Here is a 21,740-nt window from a genome sequence, read left to right as displayed (position 1 = left end):
TGGACCGGTGCGCCGTCAAGCACCTTCGGCTACCGCGGGCAAGGGCAGCACCGCGCGCAGGCGCGTGCCTTGGCCGGGCGCGGAATGGATTTCCAGCCGCCCGTCGTACAGGCGCAGCCGTTCGCGCATGCCGGCCAGACCGCTGCCGTCGGAACACGATGCGCTGCGCGGATCGTAGCCGCGGCCGTCGTCGGCGACCTGCAGTTGCAGCAGCCCGCCGCGCGCGACCAGGCGCACCAGCACTTGCCGCGCGCCGGCGTGCTTGAGCACATTGTTGATCGCTTCCTGTGCCACGCGGAACACCAGCGTCTGCAGATCGCCGTCCAGTACCGGCAGCTCGCCGATCTCCAGTGCGACCTCGATCCCGCCGGCTTCGCTCTGGCTGCGCGCCAGCCAGCGCAGCGCCGGCTCCAGGCCGAGATCGTCGAGGATCGGCGGCCGCAGCAGACGCGACAATTCGCGGGTGTCTTCCAGGGTGTCCGCACACAGGCCGATCGCCGCCTCCAGGCGCGCGCGCTGCGCCGGCGTCAGGCCGTCGCCGAGCTGGGCCAGGCGATGCTTGAGCGCGGTCAGGTTCTGGCCGATGCCGTCGTGCAGTTCGCGCGCCAGGCGCCGGCGTTCGTCTTCCTGCACCCGCCACACCGAACGGCCGAGACGACGGAACTCGCGTTCGTTGGCTTCCAGGCGTTGCAGCAGCTGCCGGTACTGGTCGCGGACTTGCGCCAGCGAACGCAGCGGATCGGCTTCGCCGCCGCCCGCATCGCCGGGCAGATCGGTGGACGGGTCGACGGACGAATCGACCGGCGGATCGATGGGACGGGAGGGCGTCATCGCATGGCCTCGGGTACGGCGCTCGCGACGCCATCGAAGCCGGCACGCAGATCCTCCGGCAAGCCGTCGCGCAAAACCCGCAACGCCGCCTCGGCCTTGGCCCGCGCGCTGCGCTCGCCAGCGACGTCGCCGGCGGCGGCATAAGCCTCGGCGCCGAGCCGGTGCAGCGCATGGGCACGGCGGAATTCGCCGCCGCGCAGGCGCTGCACGGCTTCGCGGTAGTGCGGCAGGGCCTGGGCGCTGTCGCCGGCGGCCAGCGCGCGCCGCATCGCCGCCTCCAGCCAGCCCAGGCGCAGACCGGCATGGCCCAGGCTCGCGCTGGCGCGATCCAGGTCGGCGGCGTCGCCCGCGCCCCGCGCCGGCGCCTGCTGCGCCTGCTCGAGCTGGATCTGCAGCTGCAGTTGGCGCACGCCGGAGGCCTCGGCGAGCCGGCGCGCCTGTTGCAGCGCGTTCGCGGCCTCGGCCGGACGGCCCTGCTGCGCGGCCAGCTGCGCCGCGAGCAGGTCGGCGATGGCGCGTTGTTCGCTGGACGCTTGCTGCATCGAGCCGCGGCGCCGGTCGAGCAGCGCGCGCGCGCGCGCCAAGGCGCGCGCGTCGAGCAGCGCCTGCACCTGCAGCAGTTCGACGTCGATCTGGCCGCGCAGGTCGTCGCGCTGGCGGAACAGCGCGCCGGCGCGTTCGGCCTGGCCGATCGCCGCGGCGACATGGCCTTGCAGCCACTCCAGCTCGGCCAGGTTGCGCCGGCTGACCGCCACTTCCTCGAGCATCTGCTGCTTCTCGGCGCTGGCCAGCGAGGCTTCCAGCAGGCGCCGCGCCAGCGCCCAGTCGCCGCGCGCGGCGGCGAGCAGGCCCAGGTTCTGTTCGGTGCGGATCCGCCCGGTCTGCTCGCCGAGCGCCGCATAGGCCTCGCCGGCCTGCTGCCAGTACACCTGGGCGTCGTCGTACAAGCCCAGTTGGTAATCGGCGAAACCGATGTTGTTGAGCGCCTGCGCGGTGCCGTGCGGGTCGTCGGCCCGGCGCCAGCTCTGCAGCGCGTTGCGGAACGCGTCCAGGGCGCCGCGGTAGTCGCCGCGCTCCTCGGCCAGCAGGCCGAGTTCGTTCTCGGTCGCGGCCAGGCCGGCGCGGTCGCCGAGTTCGACCTGCAGCGCGCGCGCCTGGGCCAACTGCGCGGCGGCCTCGTCGAAGCGGCCGGTGGTGGCCAGCACGTTGGCCAGGTTGCGCAGGCTGGTGGCCACGCCGCGGCGATTGCCGAGCGCGCGCCGCAGTTCGACCGCCTTGCGGTACTGCTCGGCGGCATCGGCGGACTGGCCCAGGCGGCCGTAGCCGACGCCGAGCGCGTTGACCGTTTCCGCCTCGCCGTGCAGGTTGCGGCTGCGCTTGAACAAGACCAGCGCGCGCACCAGGTAATCGTCGACCGCGCGCCGCGCCTGGCCCTGCAGGATCGAGAACTTGCCCAGTTCGTACCAGGCGCGCGGATCGTTGCCGTCGCGCTCGGTCAAGGCCTGCAGCGCGGCCACCGCGGCATTGAAGTCGCCGCCGGCGCCCTGGGCGCGGGCCAGTCGCAGGGCCGCCTCGGTGTCGTCGGGCGTGGCCGCCAGGGCCTGCCGCGCCAACGCCACGGCCTTGGGCGGATCGCCTTCGAGCAGGGCGTGCTCGGCATCCAGCCGGCGCCGCAGCCAGGCGCTGCTGCCGCGCGCCGCCTGGCCGCGTTCGATCGCGTCGAAGGCGGCGTCCTGTTCGCCCAACGCCATGGCGGCCTGGCCCTGGGCCAGCCACGCCGCGGCGTAGTCCGGCGCCGCCGCGGTGGCGGCGCGGTAGCCCTGCAGCGCCTGGTTCCAGCGTCCGTCCTGTTGCGCCAGCACCCCGGCGCCGTAGGCATCCAGCGCCGCGGCGGCCGCCGGCAAGGCCGGGTCGATCGCGCCGCCGTTGGCCAAGGCGGCACGCACCGCCGGCGCCGTCGCCCAGGCGCGCAGCGCCGCGAGCGGATCGGCGGCCTCGCCGCCGTCCAATACCTGCGCCGGTTCGGCGCCGTTGCGCAGCTGCGCCTGCAAGCGCCAACCGCCGGCGCCGCGGATCAGGCGCGGGCGCAGCACCCGGCGCGCGGCGGCCAGGCTGCGCGCCGCCTCCGGATCGGGCCGGGCGGCGCCGGTCGGATCGAGTTGGCGCAGCGCCTGCGCGCTGCGTTCGCCGTCGACCACGGCCACGCCCGGCTGGGCGGCGAGGGCGTCGCGCAGATGCGCGCCGAGCGCGGCCAGGCGCTCGGCCGGCAGCGCATCGGCGCCGGCTTCCAATGGCAGCACCAGCAAACGGTCCAGCGGCGCGGCGACGACCGGCGCCGGTGCCGGTGCCGGCGTGCGCTGCTGCCACCACCATGCGCCGGCGGCGGCGGCGGCCAGGACCAGCGCCAGCGCCGCCAGCCACCGCCCGCGGCGCGCGCCGCCGTCGCGCCAACCGTCGCGCGGCACCTCGCGCGCATCGATCGCGGCGATCACCGCGGCCGCATCCTGGAACCGGTGCGCCGGCGACGGCCGCAGCAGTTTATCGACCAGGCGCGCGACCCAGGCCGGCACCTCGGCGCGGCGTTCGCTCAGCGGCGGCGGCGTGCGCAGCATGCGCTGGGCCAGCACTTCGGTGACCGTGCCGCCGGCGAAGGGCAATTGCCCGGCGAGCATTTCGTACAGCATCAGGCCCAGCGCATACAGGTCGCTGCGCGCGTCGACCGGCTCGCCGCGGGCCTGTTCCGGCGACAGATAGTCCGGCGTGCCGATCACCGCGCCGGTCTGGGTGCGGCCGCTGCCGGCCAGCGAGCGGGCCACGCCGAAGTCGCTGAGATACGCACCGCCCTGGCGGTCGAGCAACACGTTGGCCGGTTTGACGTCGCGGTGGATCACGCCCTTGGCGTGCGCCGCGGCCAGCCCGGCGGCGAGCTGGCGGACGATCGCCAGGGCCTCGTCGACTGCGAACGCGCCGTCGCGGTCGAGACGGCGGTCCAGCGACTCGCCGTCGACGTAGTCCATGCTGATCAGCCAGCGGCCTTCGTGCTGGGCCAGGTCGTGGATCCGCACCACGTGCGGGCTGGACACCTGCCGCGCCAACAGCAGTTCCTGGCTGAAGCGCTCGAACGCCTCCGGCTTGTGCATCCATTCCGGGCGCAGCAGCTTCAGCGCCACCGGCACGCCCAGGGCCTGGTCGGTGGCGCGGTAGACCACGCCCATGCCGCCGACGCCGAGCAAGGCTTCGATCCGGAAGCGCCCTGCCAGCACGCTGCCCGGGGCCAGGTCGGCGTGGCTGTAGAGCCCGGTCGCGGTCGCGTCGGCGTCGGACCCGCCTGCGGAGCCGCCCGACATGTTCATCAGGCGTCCCCGTCGTGCGCGGCGAGAATCCCGTCCCAGGAGGCCGAAGCGAGCTGCGCATCCAGCTGCTCGCTGGTGCGGCACGCGGCGATCCACACCGCGGCGCCCTCGGTGAAGGCCTCCAGCAGTTCCAGGTCGAGCGTGGTGATGGCCGGCCCCGGGCGCACCCGGTCGGCGTACAGGGCGCCGAGGGTGCGTTCGCCGTCGAGCAGGGGCAGGCAGACCAGGGCGCTCAGGCCGGCGGCGATCACCGAATCGCGCGACGCCAGCCAGGCCTCGCGGCCGATGTCGTTGGCGACCACCGCGCGGCGCAGTTCCAGCGCCTTGCGCACCGCGCCGACGCTGCCGCCGAACTCGCGCGCGCCCAGCCGGGCCGGGTCCAGCGCCAGGCTGGCGCGGACGCGATAGCCGGCGCCGTCTTCGAGCAGGACGAAGCCGCGCTCGCACTGGGCCAGTTCGACCACCGCGCGCAGGCTGCCGTCGAGCAGGTCGCCCAGGCCCTGTACGCCCTCCAGGCGCGCGGTATGCGCGGCGGCGACGGCGCGGCGCGCGATCTGGCCGCGTTCGGCGGCGGCGATCTGTTCGTCGGCGAGCGGGGCGAACTCGCAGTACACATCGCCCAGGCGCAGCCAGCAGGTGCCGTCGAGGGCGAGGCCGCGCGCGCCGGCTTCGATGCCGTCGACGAAGCTGCCGTTCTTGCTGTCCAGGTCGCGCAGGCGCCACAAGCCCTGCTCGAACTCCAGCAGGGCGTGACGGCGCGAGATCGAGGCATGGGCGACGAACAAGTCGCAGTCCGGCGCGCGGCCGATGCTCACGGTCTCGCCCGGACGGAGCGCCCGGGCGATCGCGGCCTGGTCCGGCGGGTAAACGATCAAGCGCGCCTGCATCGGCTCATCTTAGCGCGCGCCCCGCGCGCCAGGCAGCGCCCGGCGGCGGCGCGCCGGCCGGGTCCGAAGCGGGCGGCTCAGGGACCGAAGTCGCGCAGGTAGGCGACGGAGAACTTCAGCGTCGCGGCGCCGGCGATCAGTTCGCCGGCGTGGTTGTCCAGGTCGCGCGCGGCGCGCCATTGGTCGCCCAGGTACAGCCCGGCGCGGGTCGTGGCGCGACTGCGGAAATTGTCCAGCGCGGCGATCGCGTCGGCGTAGTCCTCGCCGGCGACCGCGGTTTCGGCCTCGTCCAGCAGCAGGTCGAACGCGGCCTGTTCGGTCGCCGGCAACAGGTCGATGCGCGCGCGCAGCCAGGCGATCTTCTGCGCCACCACCGCGTCGGTGGCGCGCAGGTCCGGCAGGACCAGGAACTGGGAGAAACCGCCGGTGGTGCCGCGCGCGCGCACGCTGCCCGGCGCGACTTCGTCGGTAATGTCGCGGAACGCGCCGCCCAGCGGCGCCTTGAACAACCGGAACGAGCTGCCCGGCGCATAGCTCAGCGCGTGGGTGTGCACTTCGACCCGCACGCTGCGATGGAAACTCAGCCCGCCCAGGGTCGGCGGCTCGATGGTGATCAGCAGCGGGAACGCCGGGTCGAGCTGGGTCAGGCTCAGGTTCGGCAGGCGCGCGAGCAGGGCGGCGTCGGTCAGGCCGACCAGTTGCGCACTGATCCCCAGGCTGGAGGCGGACAGGCCGCTGGCGTCGTCGAAGCTCAGGGTCAGGTCGGCCAGCGGAACGCTGCCGGAGCCGACGGTCACCGTGGCGGTATCGCCGGACACCGTGACCGAGACCGGCACCGACTGCGCCGAGGCCAGGGACGAGACCAGCAGCAAAGCGGTCGCCGCGAACAACTTCCACGCCAGCGTCGGCTTGGCCATCGTGATCCCCCTGCGGGTCGTTGCACCGTCGCGGCAGGCTAATCGGAAATGTGATCCCTGTCTCTAGGTGTTTCCCCTCAGCGCGGACGGACGGCGCCGGTGCGGCGGCGGAGCGGCTGGTTGCCCGATTCAGGATCGCCGGCCGGGCCGACCGACGGCGCCCCCTGCCGCGAATGTCGCTCGCGGACCGCGAAGACCGCGCGGGCCGGGGCGAGCGGCCGGCGCGCGCCATGAGGGTTTCTCCCCAGGCGCGCTGAGGCGAATTCCCGATGGGATCGCCCGCAGGCGCTGCGAATACTCGATGAACGCCGTCCGTGGCGGTTCCGGAGCCTTTCGACATGCCTTCCCAGTTCGCGCGTCACACCCTTCGCGTCAGCGCCCTTGCCGCCGGCCTGCTCGCCAGCGGCGTCGCCCTCGCCGACGCCCACCTCGATCCGCAGCTGCTGTCGCGGATGGCCGCCGCGGCGTCGGCCGACCGGCTGCAGATCGTGGTCAGCTACGAGCAGTCCGGCCCGGTCACCGCCCCGCAGATCGCCGCGCTGAAGGCGCTGGGCATCGACACCGGCGTGACCATGCGCACCCTGCCGATCGCCGGCGCGCTGGCGACCCCGGCCGAGATCCGCGCCCTGGCCCAGCGCGACGACGTCGCTTCGATCTACTGGAACGCGCCGCTGCGCTATTACAACCAGCAATCGCGGCAGATTTCCGGCGCGGCCCGGGTCACGGACAACCCGGGCGATTTCGTACGCGCGATTCCCTATAGCGGCGCCGGGATCTCGGTGCTGGTCAACGACTCCGGCATCGACGCCAGCCACGACGATCTCAAGTTCCGCGAGCACGTGGTCGAGAACACCCTGGGCACCACCAACCTCAATTCGCTCGACGGCATGCTGCCGATCACCTACACCGAGGGCCTGATCAACACCGACCTCGGCTCCGGCCACGGCACCCACTGCGCCGGCACGATCGGCGGCAACGGCGCCAAGTCCAACGGCCAGCACCGCGGCGTCGCGCCGGGCGCCGACCTGGTCGGCTACGGCTCCGGCGCGGTGCTGCTGATCCTCGACGCGGTCGGCGGCCTCGACTACGCCGCGACCAAGCAGTTCAGCTTCCGCCACCCGATCCGGGTGACCAGCAATTCCTGGGGCAGCAGCGGCAAGTTCGATCCGCTCAACCCGGTAAACATCTCCACCTACGAGTTGTACAAGCGCGGCATCGTCAGCGTGTTCGCGGCCGGCAACGACGGCCCGGGCGAAGACACCCACAACCCCTACGCGCAGGCGCCGTGGGTGATCTCGGTCGGCGCCGGCGAGAAGGACGGCGTGCTGACCGGCTTCTCCTCGCGCGGCAAGCGCGGCGAGAGCGGCAGCTTCACCATGCCCGACGGCCGCCAGTGGACCTACGTCAACGAGCCCAGCGTGGTCGCCACCGGGGTCGACGTGGTCTCCACCCGCGCCCTGACCGGCGCGCTGCCGGCCACCGAAGCCCAGCACGACGCCGAAACCCTGCCCGCGGCGCAGCTGCCGTTCTACACCCACATGAGCGGTACCTCGATGGCCACCCCGCACGTGGCCGGCGTCACCGCGCTGATGCTGGAAGCCAATCCCAACCTGACCCCGGCCCAGATCAAGGCGATCCTGCAGCGCACCGCCAGCAACATGAGCGGCCGCCTGCCGTGGGAAGTCGGCGCCGGCCACATCAACGCCTACGCCGCGGTCGCCGAGGCGGCCGGCATCCGCTACGGCTTCGGCGGCACGGTCAACTACCTGCGCGCGTTCAACGCCAACGCCATCCTCTCCGGCGGCGTGCCGGACCTGCCGTTCTCGGTCGACTTCGCCCCGGTCGGCGCGGTCGAGGAACAGAGCTTCACCGTCGGCAGCGATATCGCCTGGGTCAGCGCCCGCGCCACCATCGGCGAGAACACCCTGGCCCTGGTGCTGACCGATCCGGACGGGATCAAGTACGGCTCCTCGATCGCCCTGCCGGTGCTCGGCGACACCGTCACCACCGGCGCCCCGGGCAAGCCGGGGGTGTGGAAGGTCAGCGTGCGCGGCATCGGTTCGCTGTCCGGCACCGACCTGGATCCGGCCAACGTCACCAACGGCTACGCCCTGCCCGGGACGGTCGAAGGCACCATCGGTTTCCTCAAGAGCGGCGGCTACACCGGTCTGGACGACGTCGCCAGCCATCCGGCGCGTCCGGCGATCGAATACGCCGTCGCCCACCGTCTGGTCGACGGCTACTCCGACCGCACGTTCCGCCCCGACGCCAACCTCAAGCGCAGCGAACTGGCGCAGTACCTGCTGATGGGCCAGAGCGTGCGCCAGCACCTGCCGTTCGACGGCCGCTCCAGCTTCAGCGACCTGGGCAGCGGCGATGCGCGCTATGCCTATGCCGAATCGGCGGTGGCCCGCGGCGGCGCGCTGCGCGACCTGAGCCAGGCCCAGGACGGGGTGATGGGCACCCTCAACGGCGCGTTCCGCCCCAACGACAACGTGACCCGGGTCAGCCTGGCCTACTCGCTGGTGCAGAGCCTGGCGCTGCAGAACGAAGCACGCGCCTTCAACGGCTCGCTGACCGCGTTCTACGACGGCAAGCGCATCCCGGTCGACGACGCGGCCACGATCCCGGCCAACCTGCGCGGCTACGTGCAGCTGGCGCTGGACCGCGGCCTGATCAACGCCCGCTTCGCCGTGACCCAGGGCCCGTTCGACCTGCAGCCCACCCTGCACGCCTACTTCGACCCCAATAAGACGATCAGCCGCGCCGCTTTCGCGGTGGCCGCGGGCCGCTACCTCGAGGCCTACCGCAGCGCAGAAGACTGACTCTCTCCCACCCGGGCAAGGACGCCCCTCACAACGGCCCGGCGGAGTTCCGGGCCGTTTTTTATTTGCCGATGCAGAAGCTGGAGAAGATGTGGCCGAGCAGGTCGTCGGCGCGCACCCGGCCGGTGATCTCGCCCAGCGCTTCGTGGGCCTGGCGCAGCGATTCGGCGGCCAGGTCGAGCATCTCGTGATCGAGTTGGGCGCGGGCGTCGTCGAGTTCCGCGCGCGCGCGCAGCAGGGCGTCGACGTGGCGGGCGCGCGCGGTGAACGCACCGTCGGCCGCGTCGGCGGCATCGCCCTGGGCCAGCGCGCGCAGCCGCGCGTGCAGCGCGTCCAGGCCAGCGCCGCTGCGCGCGGACACGAATACCCGGTCTTCGCCGCCGATGTCGGCCGGGGTCGGCGAGGCGTAATCGGATTCGATCAGATCGATCTTGTTGTAGACGTATAGCCGCGCCGGCACCTGGACGATGGCCTCGGCGACCGAGGCCAGGCCGCTGTCGGGATCGCGCGCGTCGAGCACGACGATGGCCAGGTCGGCGCGCTGCAGTTCGCCGACCGCGCGGCGCATGCCTTCGCGTTCGATGACGTCGCCGCCCTCGCGCAGGCCGGCGGTGTCGACCAGGGTCAGCTCGACGCCGTCTAGCTTGACCGTCTCGTGCAGCAGGTCGCGGGTGGTGCCGGCGATGTCGGTGACGATGGCGCGCTCGCTGCCGGCCAATGCATTCAACAGCGAACTCTTGCCGGCATTGGGCGGGCCGACGATCACCGCGTGCAGGCCGTCGCGCAGGCGCCGGCCGCGTTCGGCGGCGGCGAGCAGCGCGTCCAACGCGGACGAAGCGGCGCCGAGGCGCTGGCGCAACGCCGCGCCGCCGAGGGTGTCGAGCGGTTCGTCGGCGAAATCGATCGCCGCCTCGACGTGGACGCGGATCGCCAGCAGGTCGCCGGCCAGGGCTTCGACCCGGCGCGAGAATTCGCCGTCGAGCGCGCGCCGGGCGGCGCGCGCGGCGCGCGCATCGGCGGCGGCGATCAGGTCGGCGACGGCCTCGGCCTGGGCCAGGTCGAGCCGGCCTTCGAGGAAGGCGCGTTCGCTGAACTCGCCGGGGCGTGCGCGCCGCGCGCCCAGGGCGCAGACCCGCGCCAGCAGTTCTTCCAGCACCGCCGCACCGCCGTGGCCCTGCAGCTCGACCACGTCCTCGCCGGTGTAGCTGGCCGGCGCGGCGAAGTACAGGGCGATGCCGTCGTCGAGGACGGCGCCGTCGGCGTCGAGGAAGCGGGCGTAGTGGGCGTGGCGCGGCCGCAGCCGGCGCGCTGCGACCGCCTCGCCGATCGATTTCGCGCGCGGTCCGGACAGGCGGACGATGCCGACCCCGCCGGCGCCGGGCGCGGTGGCGACGGCGGCGATGGTGTCGCGGGCGGGGGCGTCGGTCATGGGCGACATGATAGTGGTCCGGCGGTGGCGGCCGTGAAAGCGCTGCTCCCTGTAGGAGCGGCGTGAGCCGCGACGACCGCAGCGGTCGAATACCACGCCGCAATCCGAAGCCGCGAATTCTTCCGAGGTAGGAGCGCCCCAAGTCGCGCCCCAGGGATCCGCAGAAAACCCAAGGCCGCCGTCGAGAATCGAAGCCCGAATCCGTCGCCGCGGCAGTACCGATGCAACCGCAGCGGCGCGGCCGTTGCCGCCGGAGCGGCGCGACCCGGGGTCGCGGCTTGCGCCGCTCCTACCCCGGTATCTGCGCAAACGCAAAGCCCGCCTGACGGCGGGCTTTGCGGAGATAGTCTGGCTGCGCTCGCAGCGAAGACTCAGCTCTTGTCCTTGCCGCTGCCCGCCGGTTGCTCGGCGTAGCGCTTGGTGGTCAGCCACTGCTGCAGCAGGCCCAGGCCGCCGTTGGCGACTTGGTACAGCACCAGGCCGGCCGGCAGGAAGGCCAGGATCACGCCGAAGATCAGCGGCATGAACTGCATCATCTTGGCCTGGGCCGGGTCCATGCCGGTCATCGGGGTCAGCTTCTGGGTCGTCCACATGATCGCGATGTTGATCACCGGCAGGACGAAGAACGGATCGCGCGCGGTCAGGTCCTGGATCCAGGCGAACCACGGCGCATGGCGCAGCTCGACCGACTCGGCCAGCATCCAGTAGAGCGTCATGAAGATGATGATCTGCGGCAGCACCGGCAGGCAGCCGCCGACCGGATTGATCTTCTCCTTCTTGTACAGCTCCATCAGCGCCATCTGGAACTTCTGCTTGTCGTCGCCGTAGCGCTCCTTGAGCTGGGCGACGCGCGGCTGGAACTTGCGCATCTTCGCCGCCGACTTGTACTGCGCGGCCGACAGCGGATACAGCGCCAGCTTCAGCAGCACCACCAGGCCGACGATCGCCCAGCCCCAGTTGCCGAACAGGCCGTGCAGCTTGTCGAGCAGCCAGAACAGCCAGTTGGCCAGGGTGGCGAAGATGCTGTAGCTGCTGAAGTCGACCGCGCGGTCCAGGCCCTGCACGCCCTGCGCTTCGATCTGCTTGACCAGCTTGGGGCCGACCCACAGGCGCGCTTCGGTCGCGGCCTTGGCGCCCGGGGCGACGTTGAGGCCCGGGCCGAGGTCGCGGATCAGGTACTGCGGCGCGCCGCCGGCGCTGAGCTGCTCGAGCGAGAACTGGCCCGCGTCCTTCTCGCCCGGAATCCAGGCGGCGAAGAAGTGGTGCTGGAGCATCGCGATCCAGCCGCCGGTGACCGACTTGTCGAGCTTGCCGTCCTCGGCGAACTTGTCGAACTTGCGCTTCTCGTACTTATCGGTCGGGCTGTACCAGGCCGCGCCCTGGAAGCTGTATTGCTCGGGGCTGAAGGGGCCCTTGTGGGCCAGCTCGCGCGGCACGCGGCTGAGCTGGCGGTAGACGTAGCCCTGCCACGGCGCGGCGCCGGCGTTGCTGACCTCGTCGCGCACGCGCACGGCGTAGTCGCCGCGGCGGAAGGTGTAGGTGCGCTGGATGCTGACGCCGTTGGCGCCGGTCCAGACATAGGGCACGGCGATCTCGTTGGTGCCCGAGGCCATGACCAGGTTGCGCTGGGTGCCGGCGTAGCGGAACCCCGACTCGTGGGTCGGCGCCGGGTTGCCCTGGCTGACCCAGCCGCTCTGGGCGACGAAATACAAGGTCGAGTCGCTGGCCAGCAGCCGCATCGGCGGGCTGTCCTTGGCCGAGGTCACCGGGTACTTGAGCAGGTCGGCCTCGCTCATCTCGCCGCCGCGCAGGTTGACCTTGAGCACGTCGGTGGTGACGGTGACCAGGCCGTCGCTGCCGGCCGGCGCGGCACTGACCGCGGCGCCGGGGGCGGCCGGGGCCGGCACGGCGTTGGGCGCGCCGGGCACGCCGGCGGCGCTGGTCGCCGCGCTGGCGGCCGCGGGCACGCTGCTGGCCGGCGCCAGGGCGGCCGGCGGCGGCGCCGGCGGAGCCGACTTCTCCTTGCCCCATTCCATCCACAGCAGGGTCGCCACCATCAGCCAGGCGAGGATGAGGAAAGCACGGGTCTGATTCATGGGCAGCAGGCAGGCTCAGCCGGGACCGGAGTCCGGCGTGGGGGCGGAAGGGGAAGCGGCCGGCATTGTGCCGGTCGCGGCAGTCGCGGGCAATGCAAGGCCGGGCCAGGCACCGGCGCGCTTGAGCAGACTGCGGAAATGGGCGCGCAGTTCCTCGCCGCTGCAGCGCGAGGCGCCCGGACGGGCGACCAGGACGTAGTCGCCCGGAGCGAGTTCTTCGCGCAGGTGGCGGAACGTGTCGCGCAGTACGCGCTTGATGCGGTTACGGCCGACCGCATGCGGATCGACCTTGCGCGAGATCGCCAAGCCCAGGCGCGCCGGCACGGCCGGGTCGGCCTGGAAATGCAAAGCGAGCACGGGCAGCGCCACGCGCCGGCCATGCTTGAAGATTCGGTCGAAGTCCGAACGCGCGCGTACCCGCGCGGTGCGCGGGAAGCGGGTCGAATTCATCGCAGACGCTCAGGCCGCGCCGCGCCGGATCGTCGCGATCGGCGCAGACGGCTGAAACGGCTTAGGCGCAGAGACGCTTGCGGCCCTTGGCACGACGACGGGCGAGAACCTTGCGGCCGTCGGCGGTCGCCATGCGGGCACGGAAACCGTGGTCGCGCTTGCGCTTGAGGTTGCTGGGCTGGTAGGTGCGCTTGGTGGCCATGATCGGCTCTACAAGAATGACGGCGAGAGGACCGCGGATTCTAGAGGTGTCCCCGACCCCGGGTCAAGCCTTTGTTTGGCTTGGTGTTTACGCCGGAACCGAGCCGCGGCCCCACAGCCTGTGCATGAACCTGTGGATTAGTCCTGTTCCGGACCCGGTCGCGATGGTAGTCTGACCGACCCCCCGGCCCTGTTCGGCGCGATGTCCGCATCGTGCGCACGGCCGCTTTCGTCTGCTGCGCCGCCAGGCCGGCCGACCGAGTCAGTTACACGCATAAGAAGACGCATTACAGATGGAAGCCTGGCCCCGCTGCCTCGAACGCCTCGAAGCCGAATTTCCGGTCGAGGACGTACATACCTGGTTGAAGCCGCTGCAGGCCACGCGCCGCGACGACGTGACCGTGCTGTACGCGCCCAACGCCTTCGTGGTCGAACACGTGCGCGAGCGCTACCTGGCGCGGATCCGCGAGCTGCTGTCGTATTTCGCCGGCAGCGGCGAGGTCAGCCTGGAAATCGGCTCGCTGCCGCGGGTAGCGCCGATCGCGCCGCCGGCCGAGCTCGCGCCGATCGGCACCGCCGCGCCGCGACCGGTCGCCAGCGCACCGGTCGAACCCTTCCAGGGCAATCTGGACACCCATTACACCTTCGACAACTTCGTCGAAGGCCGCAGCAACCAGCTCGGCCGCGCCGCCGCTTGGCAGGCGGCGCAAAAGCCCGGCGAGCGCGCGCACAACCCGCTGCTGCTGTACGGCGGCACCGGCCTGGGCAAGACCCATCTGATGTTCGCCGCCGGCAACGCCATGCGCGACGCCAATCCGGCGATGCGGGTGATGTACCTGCGTTCGGAACAGTTCTTCAGCGCGATGATGAAGGCGCTGCAGGACAAGACCATGGATGCGTTCAAGCGCCAGTTCCAGCGCGTCGACGCGCTGCTGATCGACGACATCCAGTTCTTCGCCGGCAAGGACCGCACCCAGGAAGAGTTCTTCCACACCTTCAATGCGCTGTTCGACGGCAAGCAGCAGATCATCCTGACCTGCGACCGTTATCCGCGCGAGGTCGAAGGCCTGGAGCCGCGGCTGAAGTCGCGCCTGGCCTGGGGCCTGTCGGTGGCGATCGAGCCGCCCGACTTCGAGACCCGCGCCCAGATCGTGATCTCCAAGGCCAAGGAACGCGGCGCCGCGATTCCCGAGGAAGTCGCCTTCCTGCTGGCCAAGAAGATGCGTTCGAACGTCCGCGACCTGGAAGGCGCGCTCAACACCCTGACCGCCCGGGCCAACTTCACCGGCCGCGCCGTCACCGTCGAGTTCGCCCAGGAAACCCTGCGCGATCTGCTGCGGGCGCAGCAGCAGGCGATCGGCATCCCCAACATCCAGAAGACCGTGGCAGACTACTACGGCCTACAGATCAAGGACTTGTTGTCGAAACGGCGGACGCGTTCGCTGGCCCGGCCGCGCCAGGTCGCCATGGCGCTGACCAAGGAGCTGACCGAGCACTCGCTGCCGGAAATCGGCGACGCCTTTGCGGGCCGCGACCACACCACCGTGCTGCACGCCTGCCGGCAGATCCGCACCTTGATGGAAACCGACGGCAAGCTGCGCGAGGATTGGGACAAGCTGATCCGCAAGCTCAGCGAGTGAGTTCGACCGCGCTGCGGTTCGCGCTCATCCGAGGAGATCGCAAGACCGCTGCTGCAGTACCGCTGTGCATGATGTCGGATCGGCCGGTTCGGCCGCGCCGGCTCGCCGTTCCAGGGCCTGCGCGCCTCGTGGCTGCGCTGGCCCGGTTCGAGCGGTCCGGGTCGCGGGCCCACGCTCTTCGGTCCCGGCGACCGCGTTGCTGGCCTGATCGGCCCGCCGCAGCGCCGATGGACACAAGGTACCGGCTAAGTGGTTGTCGCGAAAGGCATAAGTACGGGGATGATGTTCGTACAAGCTGTGGATAAATAAGCAGCGGGCGATCCGCCCATTTTTTATCCACAGCTTCTACCGTCTTCCCCAGGCCGCTTCCAACAGGGTTCTGAGTAGCGAAAAGCTCTTATGAATCAAATAGTTAATTTGGTTTTCCAGTGATTTTCGCTGCTCCATCACCACCAAGCTTTTGATTTATACATCTCTTTTGTTTTGGGCTTAGTCCCACAGACGGCCAAGGGGTCCGCATGCGTTTCAGCCTGCAACGCGAAGTCTTTCTCAAGCCGTTGGCCCAGGTGGTCAATGTCGTCGAACGCCGGCAGACCTTGCCGGTCCTCGCCAACCTGCTCGTCCAGGTCAACGACGGGCAGCTGTCGCTGACCGGTACCGACCTGGAAGTCGAAATGATTTCCCGCGTCGCGGTCGACGACGCGAAGGACGGCGAAACCACGATCCCGGCGCGCAAGCTGTTCGAGATCGTCCGCGCCCTGCCCGACGGCAGTAAGGTCACCGTCAGTCAGACCGCCGAGAAGATCACCGTGCAGGCCGGGCGTTCGCGCTTCACCCTGGCCAGCCTGCCGGCCAACGATTTCCCGTCGATCGACGAAGTCGAAGCCACCGAACGCGTGCGCGTGCCGGAGGCGGCGTTGAAGGAACTGATCGAACGCACTGCGTTCGCGATGGCCCAGCAGGACGTGCGCTACTACCTCAACGGCCTGCTGTTCGACCTGCGCGAATCCAGCCTGCGTTGCGTCGCCACCGACGGCCACCGCCTGGCGCTGTGCGAAGCCGCGTTCGAAGGCGGTTCGCAGACCAAGCGCCAGATCATCGTGCCGCGCAAGGGCGTGCAGGAACTGCAGCGCCTGCTCGAAGGCGGCGAACGCGAGCTGGAACTGGAGATGGGCCGCGGCCACATCCGGGTCAAGCGCGACGATGTCACCTTCACCAGCAAGCTGATCGACGGCCGTTTCCCAGATTACGAAGCGGTGATCCCGATCGGCGCCGACCGGGAAGTGCGGATCGAGCGCGAAACCCTGCGCGCCTCGCTGCAGCGCGCGGCGATCCTGTCGAACGAGAAGTACCGCGGCGTGCGCATCGAAGTCTCGCCGGGCCAGCTGAAGATCAGCGCGCACAACCCGGAACAGGAAGAAGCGCAGGAAGAAGTCGAAGCCGACACCAAGGTCGACGACCTGGCGGTGGGCTTCAACGTCAACTACCTGCTGGACGCCCTGAGCGCCTTGCGCGACGAGCACGTCGTGCTGGCCCTGCGCGACGCCAACTCCTCGGCGCTGGTGCGCGAAGCCTCGAACGAGCGCTGCCGCCACGTGGTCATGCCGCTGCGCCTCTGACGCGTAAGCCCCGGAGCCGGAGTCATCCGGTTCCACGTGGAACACGAAACGCCCGGCTCTGCCGGGCGTTTTCGTTTCCGGCCCTGCAGGAACGGCGTCCCCAGGCTTTTTTCAGCGTCACAAGTCGCACGCCCTGCCACGCAGGCAATCCAAGGCCTGCGTTCCCCCGAGGCCCGAGTCCGCGCGCTGTAGGAGCGGCATAAGCCTCGCCCTCGGGCGCGCAGCCGCCTCAAGGCTTGCGATTCCTAACCGAAGCCCGAATCCCCCGCTGTAGAAGCGGCGTAGGTCGCGACCCCGGGAGGACAGCCGCCCCAAGGCCTACGATTGCTAATCGAAGCCCGAATCCCCGCCGGTACAAGAACCAAGCAAGTCAGCCCTCCGGAACCCGAGTCCTCAGCCGTCGGTCGGCTACCCGCGACGGTGTTGCTGGATTCCTCCCCGGCAAACGCATGCGTTTGCGGCCTACGCCCTCGCTCAGCGACACAGCCAAGCCGAACAAGCACTTAGGCCGCCGGTGCCGCTCTTTCGAAGGCCCTCCGAGCCCCATGCCGACCTGGGCGCTTCGCCGAACCTCGGCCATGGCCCCTCCGGCCCCGGGTCCGATCTGCCATCATTTCCCGATGCATGTGACCCGCCTGGACGCCCGCGGCTTGCGCCGCTTCGCCGAAGTGAGCCTGTCGCCGGCGCCTGGGATCAACCTGATCACGGGCGAGAACGGCGCGGGCAAGACCAGCCTGCTCGAAGCCCTGCACCTGATGGCCTACGGCCGCAGCTTCCGCGGCCGGGTCCGCGACGGGCTGATCCGCGCCGGCGATCCGGCCCTGGAAGTGTTCGTCGAATGGCAGGAAAGCCGGCGCGAGCCGCGGCGCAAGGCCGGGCTGCGCCACAGCGGCCAGGACTGGGTCGGCCGGCTCGACGGCCAGAGCGTGTCCCAACTGGGCGAACTCTGCGCCGCCCTGGCCGTGGTCAGCTTCGAGCCCGGCAGCCACGCCCTGATCACCGGGCCCGGCGAAATCCGCCGGCGCTATCTGGATTGGGGCTTGTTCCACGTGGAACCAGACTTCACTCCGCTGTGGCGTCGTTATACCCGGGCGCTCAAGCAGCGCAACGCCCTGCTCAAGGCCCGGGCCCGGGACGGGCAGCTGGATGCCTGGGACCACGAGCTGGCCGAGGCCGGCGAACCGTTGAGCCGGCGCCGACAGCATTATCTGGAGGAGCTGCAGCCGCGGTTCACTGCCTTGGCGGCCGAACTGGCCCCGGGTTTGGGCGCGATCCGCCTGGACTACCTGCCTGGCTGGCGCCGCGACGAGTTTCCGCTGGCCGATGCCCTGCTGCTGGCGCGCGAACGCGACCAACAGCAGGGATTTACCTCGGTGGGGCCGCATCGCGCCGACTGGCGCATCGGCTATGGCACGATTCCCGGGCGCGAGGCCTTGTCGCGCGGGCAAGCCAAGCTGGTCGCGCTGGTCGCCCTGCTGGCGCAGGCCGAGCAGCACGCCCAGGCCCTGGGTGAGTGGCCGGTCATCGCGCTGGACGATCTGGCCTCGGAGCTGGACCGCCGGCACCAGCGGAGGGTGCTCGAGCGCCTCATCGCCAGCCGTGCCCAAGTCTTCATCACCGGCACCGAGCCGCCGCCGGCCCTGGCCGAGATGGAGGTCGCGGTTGCTCGGTTCCACGTGGAACATGGAACTTTGCGGTCGGAATGATCCACGCGGACCTGTGAAACCGGCTCGGTTCGACCGGTTCGTGATGTTCCACGTGGAACGGCGCATTCCCGCGGGCCGCCGCCTCTCAGTCGACCCGTTCCGGCACGCACGTCCCTGAGACCCGCCGATCAGGGAGGAGGCCTTGCCATCGCTCCGTTCGCCGTCGTTCGCCTGCTGCCCGGCCTGCTGCGCCGCCCCGGCCCAGGCCCTGGCCGACCTCGATTCGCCCAGCCGGGCCCGGGCCGGCTCGTGCACCCGGGTCGCGGTGCTCGGCAGCATCCATCTCTGCGCCCTGCCCAGGGACTTCGATCTCAGGCCCCTGCAGCCGCGGCTCGATCGCCTGGCGGCCCTCAATCCTCAGGTCATCGCGGTCGAAGCCCGGTCCGGCGAGCGCTGCGACCGCCTGCGCCGGCATCGGACCCTGCCCGAGGGTGCCGACGACACCTGCTGCCCCGAGACCGAGGCCGCGCGCCGGGCCACCGGATCGGAGCTCCCCGCCGCGGTCGCCGAGATGCGTCGCCGCTACGCGGTCTGGCCGGCGCGCCCGACACCGGCCCAGCGCCGTGGACTGGCCGCCGCGCTGCCGGCCGCGGGCGAGCGCGCCCCCGGCCCTGGCCCAATGGCTGCAGCTGCCGGCGGCCCAACGCCGCGCCGGCGACGGCCTGGACGCGGCGTTGGCGGCGCAGCTGCGGACACTCGCCGACACCGCACGCAACGGGAGCTCCGCCGTCGGCGCCGCCTTGGCGGCGCGCCTGGCCTGCAGCGTGTCTACGCGGTCGACGACCACAGCGCCGACCGGCTGTTCGCCGACATGGGGCCGGGGGACCAGGCCGCGATCGGCGCGGTCCGCCGGGGGACGCCCTCCCTTACCTCGAGCGCTGGCAGGCCTTGCTCGACCGCGTCGACCTGTAACGTTTCCTCAACGGCAGCGAAGCCCAGCGGGGCGGGATCGCCTCGGACCTCGGCGCCGTCCTGCGCGATGCTTCGGCCGAGCGCTACGGCCGCCAGTACGCGGCCTGGCGGGAAGCGCGCAATCTGCGCACGGCAGCGAACCTGCGCGAAGCCTTCGGCAACCGCCCCGGCGTGCGCGTGCTGAACATCGTCGGCGCTACCCACAAGCCCTATCTGGACGCCTGCCTGGGCCGGATGCGCGACCCGGACGCGGTCGGCGTGGGCGCTCTGCTCGCGCCTGGGACGCGCTGAGAGGCCGCCGTCCGGCGCGGGGCTGGGGCCCCAGAGGGGAGGGGGCGCGAGGTGCTATAATTTCCGCTGGATCCCAATAGCTAATGTCTGGCCGGGCGCCGCTGTGCGATCTGGCCGGCGACAGCCTTTGCAGCCGACTCGAAGCGAATGACCGACGACACTATCCCGACCCCGCCCTCGACCACGTACGACTCCAGCAAGATCACCGTGCTGCGCGGCCTGGAAGCCGTGCGCAAGCGGCCGGGCATGTACATCGGCGATGTGCACGACGGCACCGGCCTGCACCACATGGTGTTCGAAGTCGTCGACAACGCGATCGACGAAGCCCTCGCCGGCCATGCCGACGACGTGGTCGTGACCCTGCACACCGACGGCTCGGTGTCGGTCTACGACAACGGCCGCGGCATCCCGGTCGACATCCACAAGGAAGAAGGCGTGTCCGCGGCCGAGGTGATCCTCACCGTGCTGCACGCCGGCGGCAAGTTCGACGACAACAGCTACAAGGTCTCCGGCGGCCTGCACGGCGTCGGCGTGTCGGTGGTCAATGCGCTGTCCGCGCACCTGTGGCTGGACATCTGGCGCGACGGCCACCATCACCAGCAGGAATACGCGTTGGGCGAGCCGGTGTATCCGCTCAAGCAACTGGAAGCCTCGAGCAAGCGCGGCACCTTGCTGCGTTTCCTGCCGGCGGCGGAAATCTTCACCGACATCGAGTTCCACTACGACATCCTGGCCCGCCGCCTGCGCGAGCTGTCGTTCCTCAACTCGGGCGTCAAGATCACCCTGGTCGACGAGCGCGGCGAAGGCCGCCGCGACGTGTTCCAGTACGAGGGCGGCATCCGTTCCTTCGTCGAGCACCTGGCCCAGGTGAAGACCCCGCTGCACCCGAACGTGATCGCGGTGTCGGGCGAAATGAACGGCATCTCGGTGGAAGTCGCCCTGCAATGGACCGACGCCTACCAGGAAACGATGTTCTGCTTCACCAACAACATCCCGCAGAAGGACGGCGGCACCCACCTGATCGGCTTCCGCGCCGCCCTCACCCGCACCCTGACCAACTACATCGAGCAGAGCGGCCTGGCCAAGCAGGCCAAGATCGCCCTGTCCGGCGACGACATGCGCGAAGGCATGATTGCGGTGCTGTCGGTCAAGGTGCCGGACCCGAGCTTCTCCTCGCAGACCAAGGAAAAGCTGGTCAGTTCCGAGGTCCGCCCGGTCGTTGAGAACACGTTCGGCGCACGTTTGGAGGAGTTCCTCCAGGAACACCCCAACGAAGCCCGCGCCATCACCGGCAAGATCATCGACGCCGCGCGCGCGCGCGAGGCCGCGCGCAAGGCGCGCGACCTGACCCGCCGCAAAGGCGCGCTGGACATCGCCGGCCTGCCCGGCAAGCTCGCCGACTGCCAGGAGAAAGATCCCGCGCTCAGCGAACTGTTCATCGTCGAGGGCGACTCCGCAGGCGGCTCGGCCAAGCAGGGCCGCAACCGCAAGACCCAGGCGATCCTGCCGCTCAAGGGCAAGATCCTCAACGTCGAGCGCGCGCGTTTCGACCGCATGCTCGGCAGCGCCGAAGTCGGCACCCTGATCACCGCGCTCGGCACCGGCATCGGCAAGGACGAGTACAACCCGGACAAGCTGCGCTACCACCGCATCATCCTGATGACCGACGCCGACGTCGACGGCTCGCACATCCGCACCCTGCTGCTGACCTTCTTCTACCGGCAGATGCCGGAGCTGATCGAGCGCGGCCACATCTACATCGGCTTGCCGCCGCTGTACAAGATCAAGCAGGGCAAGAACGAGATCTACCTCAAGGACGACGCGGCGCTGGACCAGTACCTGGCCGGCAACGCGGTCGAGGGCGCCGCGCTGATTCCGGCCGCGGGCGAGCCGCCGATCGAGGGCGCGCAGCTGGAGAAGCTGCTGCTGGCCTACGCCGGCGCGCGCGAGGCGATCGTGCGCAGCGCGCACCGCTACGACTCCAACGTGCTGCAGGCGCTGATCGACGCGCCGCCGATCGATTCGGCGCACACCCCCAGCCGCGAGACCCTGGACCGGATCGAAAAGCAGCTCAACGAGAGCGGCCTGGGCAAGCCGCGCTATGCGCTGCAGCTGCATCCCGGCGACGAGAACCGCCAGGGCGCGCTGCTGATCGTGCGCGACCACATGGGCCAGCAGCTCAAGCAGGTGCTGCCGCTGGCCGCGTTCGAAGGCGGCGAACTGCGCGCGTTGCGCGAAGCGGCGTCGATGTTGAACGGCCTGGTCCGCGACGGCGCGCAGATCCTGCGCGGCAACCGCGCCCAGGCGGTGGCCAGCTTCGCCGGCGCCCAGGCCTGGCTGCTCGACGAAGCCAAGAAGGGCCGCCAGATCCAGCGCTTCAAGGGCCTGGGCGAGATGAATCCCGAGCAGCTGTGGGACACCACGGTCAATCCGGAAACCCGCCGCCTGCTGCAGGTGCGGATCGAGGACGCGGTCGCCGCGGACCAGATCTTCAGCACCTTGATGGGCGATGTGGTCGAACCGCGCCGCGAGTTCATCGAGGACAACGCGCTCAAGGTGGCCAATCTCGACGTCTGAGCCCCT

14 protein-coding genes are annotated in these 21,740 nt (G+C 70.7%); 5 read left to right on the top strand and 9 right to left on the bottom strand.

The features are described from left to right. Positions 1–15 precede the first annotated feature (15 nt). The 4 genes from AC3A57_RS16180 to AC3A57_RS16165 all read right to left on the bottom strand — a co-directional run bounded on the left by AC3A57_RS16180 (position 16) and on the right by AC3A57_RS16165 (position 5,988). A complete protein-coding gene (locus tag AC3A57_RS16180; protein ID WP_487579852.1) occupies positions 16–831 on the bottom strand; it encodes a sensor histidine kinase in 816 nt (271 codons plus the stop codon). Next, positions 828–4,184 carry a protein kinase domain-containing protein gene (locus AC3A57_RS16175; RefSeq protein ID WP_487579851.1) on the bottom strand — a complete coding sequence of 1,119 codons (3,357 nt, stop codon included), beginning with the start codon at positions 4,182–4,184 and terminating at the stop codon, positions 828–830. The genes AC3A57_RS16180 and AC3A57_RS16175 overlap by 4 nt, the downstream gene beginning before the upstream one ends. Beyond that, the gene (locus AC3A57_RS16170; protein WP_487579850.1) at positions 4,184–5,071 is read right to left on the bottom strand and encodes an FHA domain-containing protein; all 888 of its coding nucleotides are present in this window, start codon (positions 5,069–5,071) and stop codon (positions 4,184–4,186) included. Before AC3A57_RS16170 ends, AC3A57_RS16175 begins: the two co-directional genes overlap by 1 nt. 77 nt (positions 5,072–5,148) lie before the next feature. Next, positions 5,149–5,988 (bottom strand): DUF6689 family protein, encoded by an 840-nt coding sequence (locus AC3A57_RS16165; protein ID WP_487579849.1) that lies wholly within the window; start codon positions 5,986–5,988, stop codon positions 5,149–5,151. A gap of 338 nt (positions 5,989–6,326) precedes the next feature. Between AC3A57_RS16165 and AC3A57_RS16160 the strand changes: the two genes are divergently transcribed. Beyond that, a complete protein-coding gene (locus AC3A57_RS16160; protein WP_487579848.1) occupies positions 6,327–8,813 on the top strand; it encodes a S8 family peptidase in 2,487 nt (828 codons plus the stop codon). Positions 8,814–8,874: 61 nt separating this feature from the next. On the opposite strand, the gene mnmE is transcribed toward AC3A57_RS16160, so the two are convergent. From mnmE to rpmH, 4 genes are all read right to left on the bottom strand, one after another. Continuing rightward, complete coding sequence (gene mnmE / locus AC3A57_RS16155) at positions 8,875–10,242, bottom strand: tRNA uridine-5-carboxymethylaminomethyl(34) synthesis GTPase MnmE (RefSeq protein ID WP_487579847.1); 1,368 nt, start codon at positions 10,240–10,242, stop codon at positions 8,875–8,877. 371 nt (positions 10,243–10,613) lie between these two features. Further along, the gene (gene yidC, locus AC3A57_RS16150) at positions 10,614–12,338 is read right to left on the bottom strand and encodes a membrane protein insertase YidC (protein WP_487579846.1); all 1,725 of its coding nucleotides are present in this window, start codon (positions 12,336–12,338) and stop codon (positions 10,614–10,616) included. Between the two features lie 15 nt (positions 12,339–12,353). After that, a complete protein-coding gene (rnpA, locus tag AC3A57_RS16145) occupies positions 12,354–12,788 on the bottom strand; it encodes a ribonuclease P protein component (RefSeq protein ID WP_487579845.1) in 435 nt (144 codons plus the stop codon). A gap of 61 nt (positions 12,789–12,849) precedes the next feature. After that, entirely contained in the window at positions 12,850–12,990 is a 141-nt protein-coding gene (gene rpmH / locus AC3A57_RS16140; RefSeq protein WP_036139660.1) for a 50S ribosomal protein L34, read from the bottom strand. A 292-nt stretch (positions 12,991–13,282) separates the two neighbouring features. Here rpmH and dnaA point away from each other — a divergent pair, with 292 nt between their 5' ends. From dnaA to recF, 3 genes are all read left to right on the top strand, one after another. After that, entirely contained in the window at positions 13,283–14,629 is a 1,347-nt protein-coding gene (gene dnaA, locus AC3A57_RS16135) for a chromosomal replication initiator protein DnaA (RefSeq protein ID WP_487579844.1), read from the top strand. A gap of 518 nt (positions 14,630–15,147) precedes the next feature. After that, positions 15,148–16,248 carry a DNA polymerase III subunit beta gene (gene dnaN, locus AC3A57_RS16130; protein WP_487579843.1) on the top strand — a complete coding sequence of 367 codons (1,101 nt, stop codon included), beginning with the start codon at positions 15,148–15,150 and terminating at the stop codon, positions 16,246–16,248. A 620-nt stretch (positions 16,249–16,868) separates the two neighbouring features. Then, entirely contained in the window at positions 16,869–17,954 is a 1,086-nt protein-coding gene (gene recF, locus AC3A57_RS16125) for a DNA replication/repair protein RecF (RefSeq protein ID WP_487579886.1), read from the top strand. A 768-nt stretch (positions 17,955–18,722) separates the two neighbouring features. Here the strand turns inward: recF and AC3A57_RS16120 are convergent. Next, entirely contained in the window at positions 18,723–19,070 is a 348-nt protein-coding gene (locus AC3A57_RS16120; RefSeq protein ID WP_487579842.1) for a hypothetical protein, read from the bottom strand. Positions 19,071–19,304: 234 nt separating this feature from the next. Between AC3A57_RS16120 and gyrB the strand changes: the two genes are divergently transcribed. After that, the gene (gyrB, locus tag AC3A57_RS16115; RefSeq protein ID WP_487579841.1) at positions 19,305–21,734 is read left to right on the top strand and encodes a DNA topoisomerase (ATP-hydrolyzing) subunit B; all 2,430 of its coding nucleotides are present in this window, start codon (positions 19,305–19,307) and stop codon (positions 21,732–21,734) included. Positions 21,735–21,740: the final 6 nt, after the last annotated feature.

The sequence above is a fragment of the Lysobacter sp. Soil_C_15 genome, from assembly GCF_057657315.1.
Note: the sequence above shows the minus strand (reverse complement) of the source record. Positions and strands in the feature narration are given on the sequence as shown.

Bases quoted from the DNA above. Each gene is read 5' to 3' on its own strand.
- dnaA (WP_487579844.1), top strand. From the start codon at position 13,283: ATGGAAGCCTGGCCCCGCTGCCTCGAACGCCTCGAAGCCGAATTTCCG.
- yidC (WP_487579846.1), bottom strand. From the start codon at position 12,338: ATGAATCAGACCCGTGCTTTCCTCATCCTCGCCTGGCTGATGGTGGCG.
- recF (WP_487579886.1), top strand. From the start codon at position 16,869: ATGCATGTGACCCGCCTGGACGCCCGCGGCTTGCGCCGCTTCGCCGAA.
- AC3A57_RS16180 (WP_487579852.1), bottom strand. From the start codon at position 831: ATGACGCCCTCCCGTCCCATCGATCCGCCGGTCGATTCGTCCGTCGAC.
- AC3A57_RS16175 (WP_487579851.1), bottom strand. From the start codon at position 4,184: ATGAACATGTCGGGCGGCTCCGCAGGCGGGTCCGACGCCGACGCGACC.
- gyrB (WP_487579841.1), top strand. From the start codon at position 19,305: ATGACCGACGACACTATCCCGACCCCGCCCTCGACCACGTACGACTCC.
- AC3A57_RS16160 (WP_487579848.1), top strand. From the start codon at position 6,327: ATGCCTTCCCAGTTCGCGCGTCACACCCTTCGCGTCAGCGCCCTTGCC.
- AC3A57_RS16165 (WP_487579849.1), bottom strand. From the start codon at position 5,988: ATGGCCAAGCCGACGCTGGCGTGGAAGTTGTTCGCGGCGACCGCTTTG.
- rnpA (WP_487579845.1), bottom strand. From the start codon at position 12,788: ATGAATTCGACCCGCTTCCCGCGCACCGCGCGGGTACGCGCGCGTTCG.
- dnaN (WP_487579843.1), top strand. From the start codon at position 15,148: ATGCGTTTCAGCCTGCAACGCGAAGTCTTTCTCAAGCCGTTGGCCCAG.
- mnmE (WP_487579847.1), bottom strand. From the start codon at position 10,242: ATGACCGACGCCCCCGCCCGCGACACCATCGCCGCCGTCGCCACCGCG.
- rpmH (WP_036139660.1), bottom strand. From the start codon at position 12,990: ATGGCCACCAAGCGCACCTACCAGCCCAGCAACCTCAAGCGCAAGCGC.
- AC3A57_RS16170 (WP_487579850.1), bottom strand. From the start codon at position 5,071: ATGCAGGCGCGCTTGATCGTTTACCCGCCGGACCAGGCCGCGATCGCC.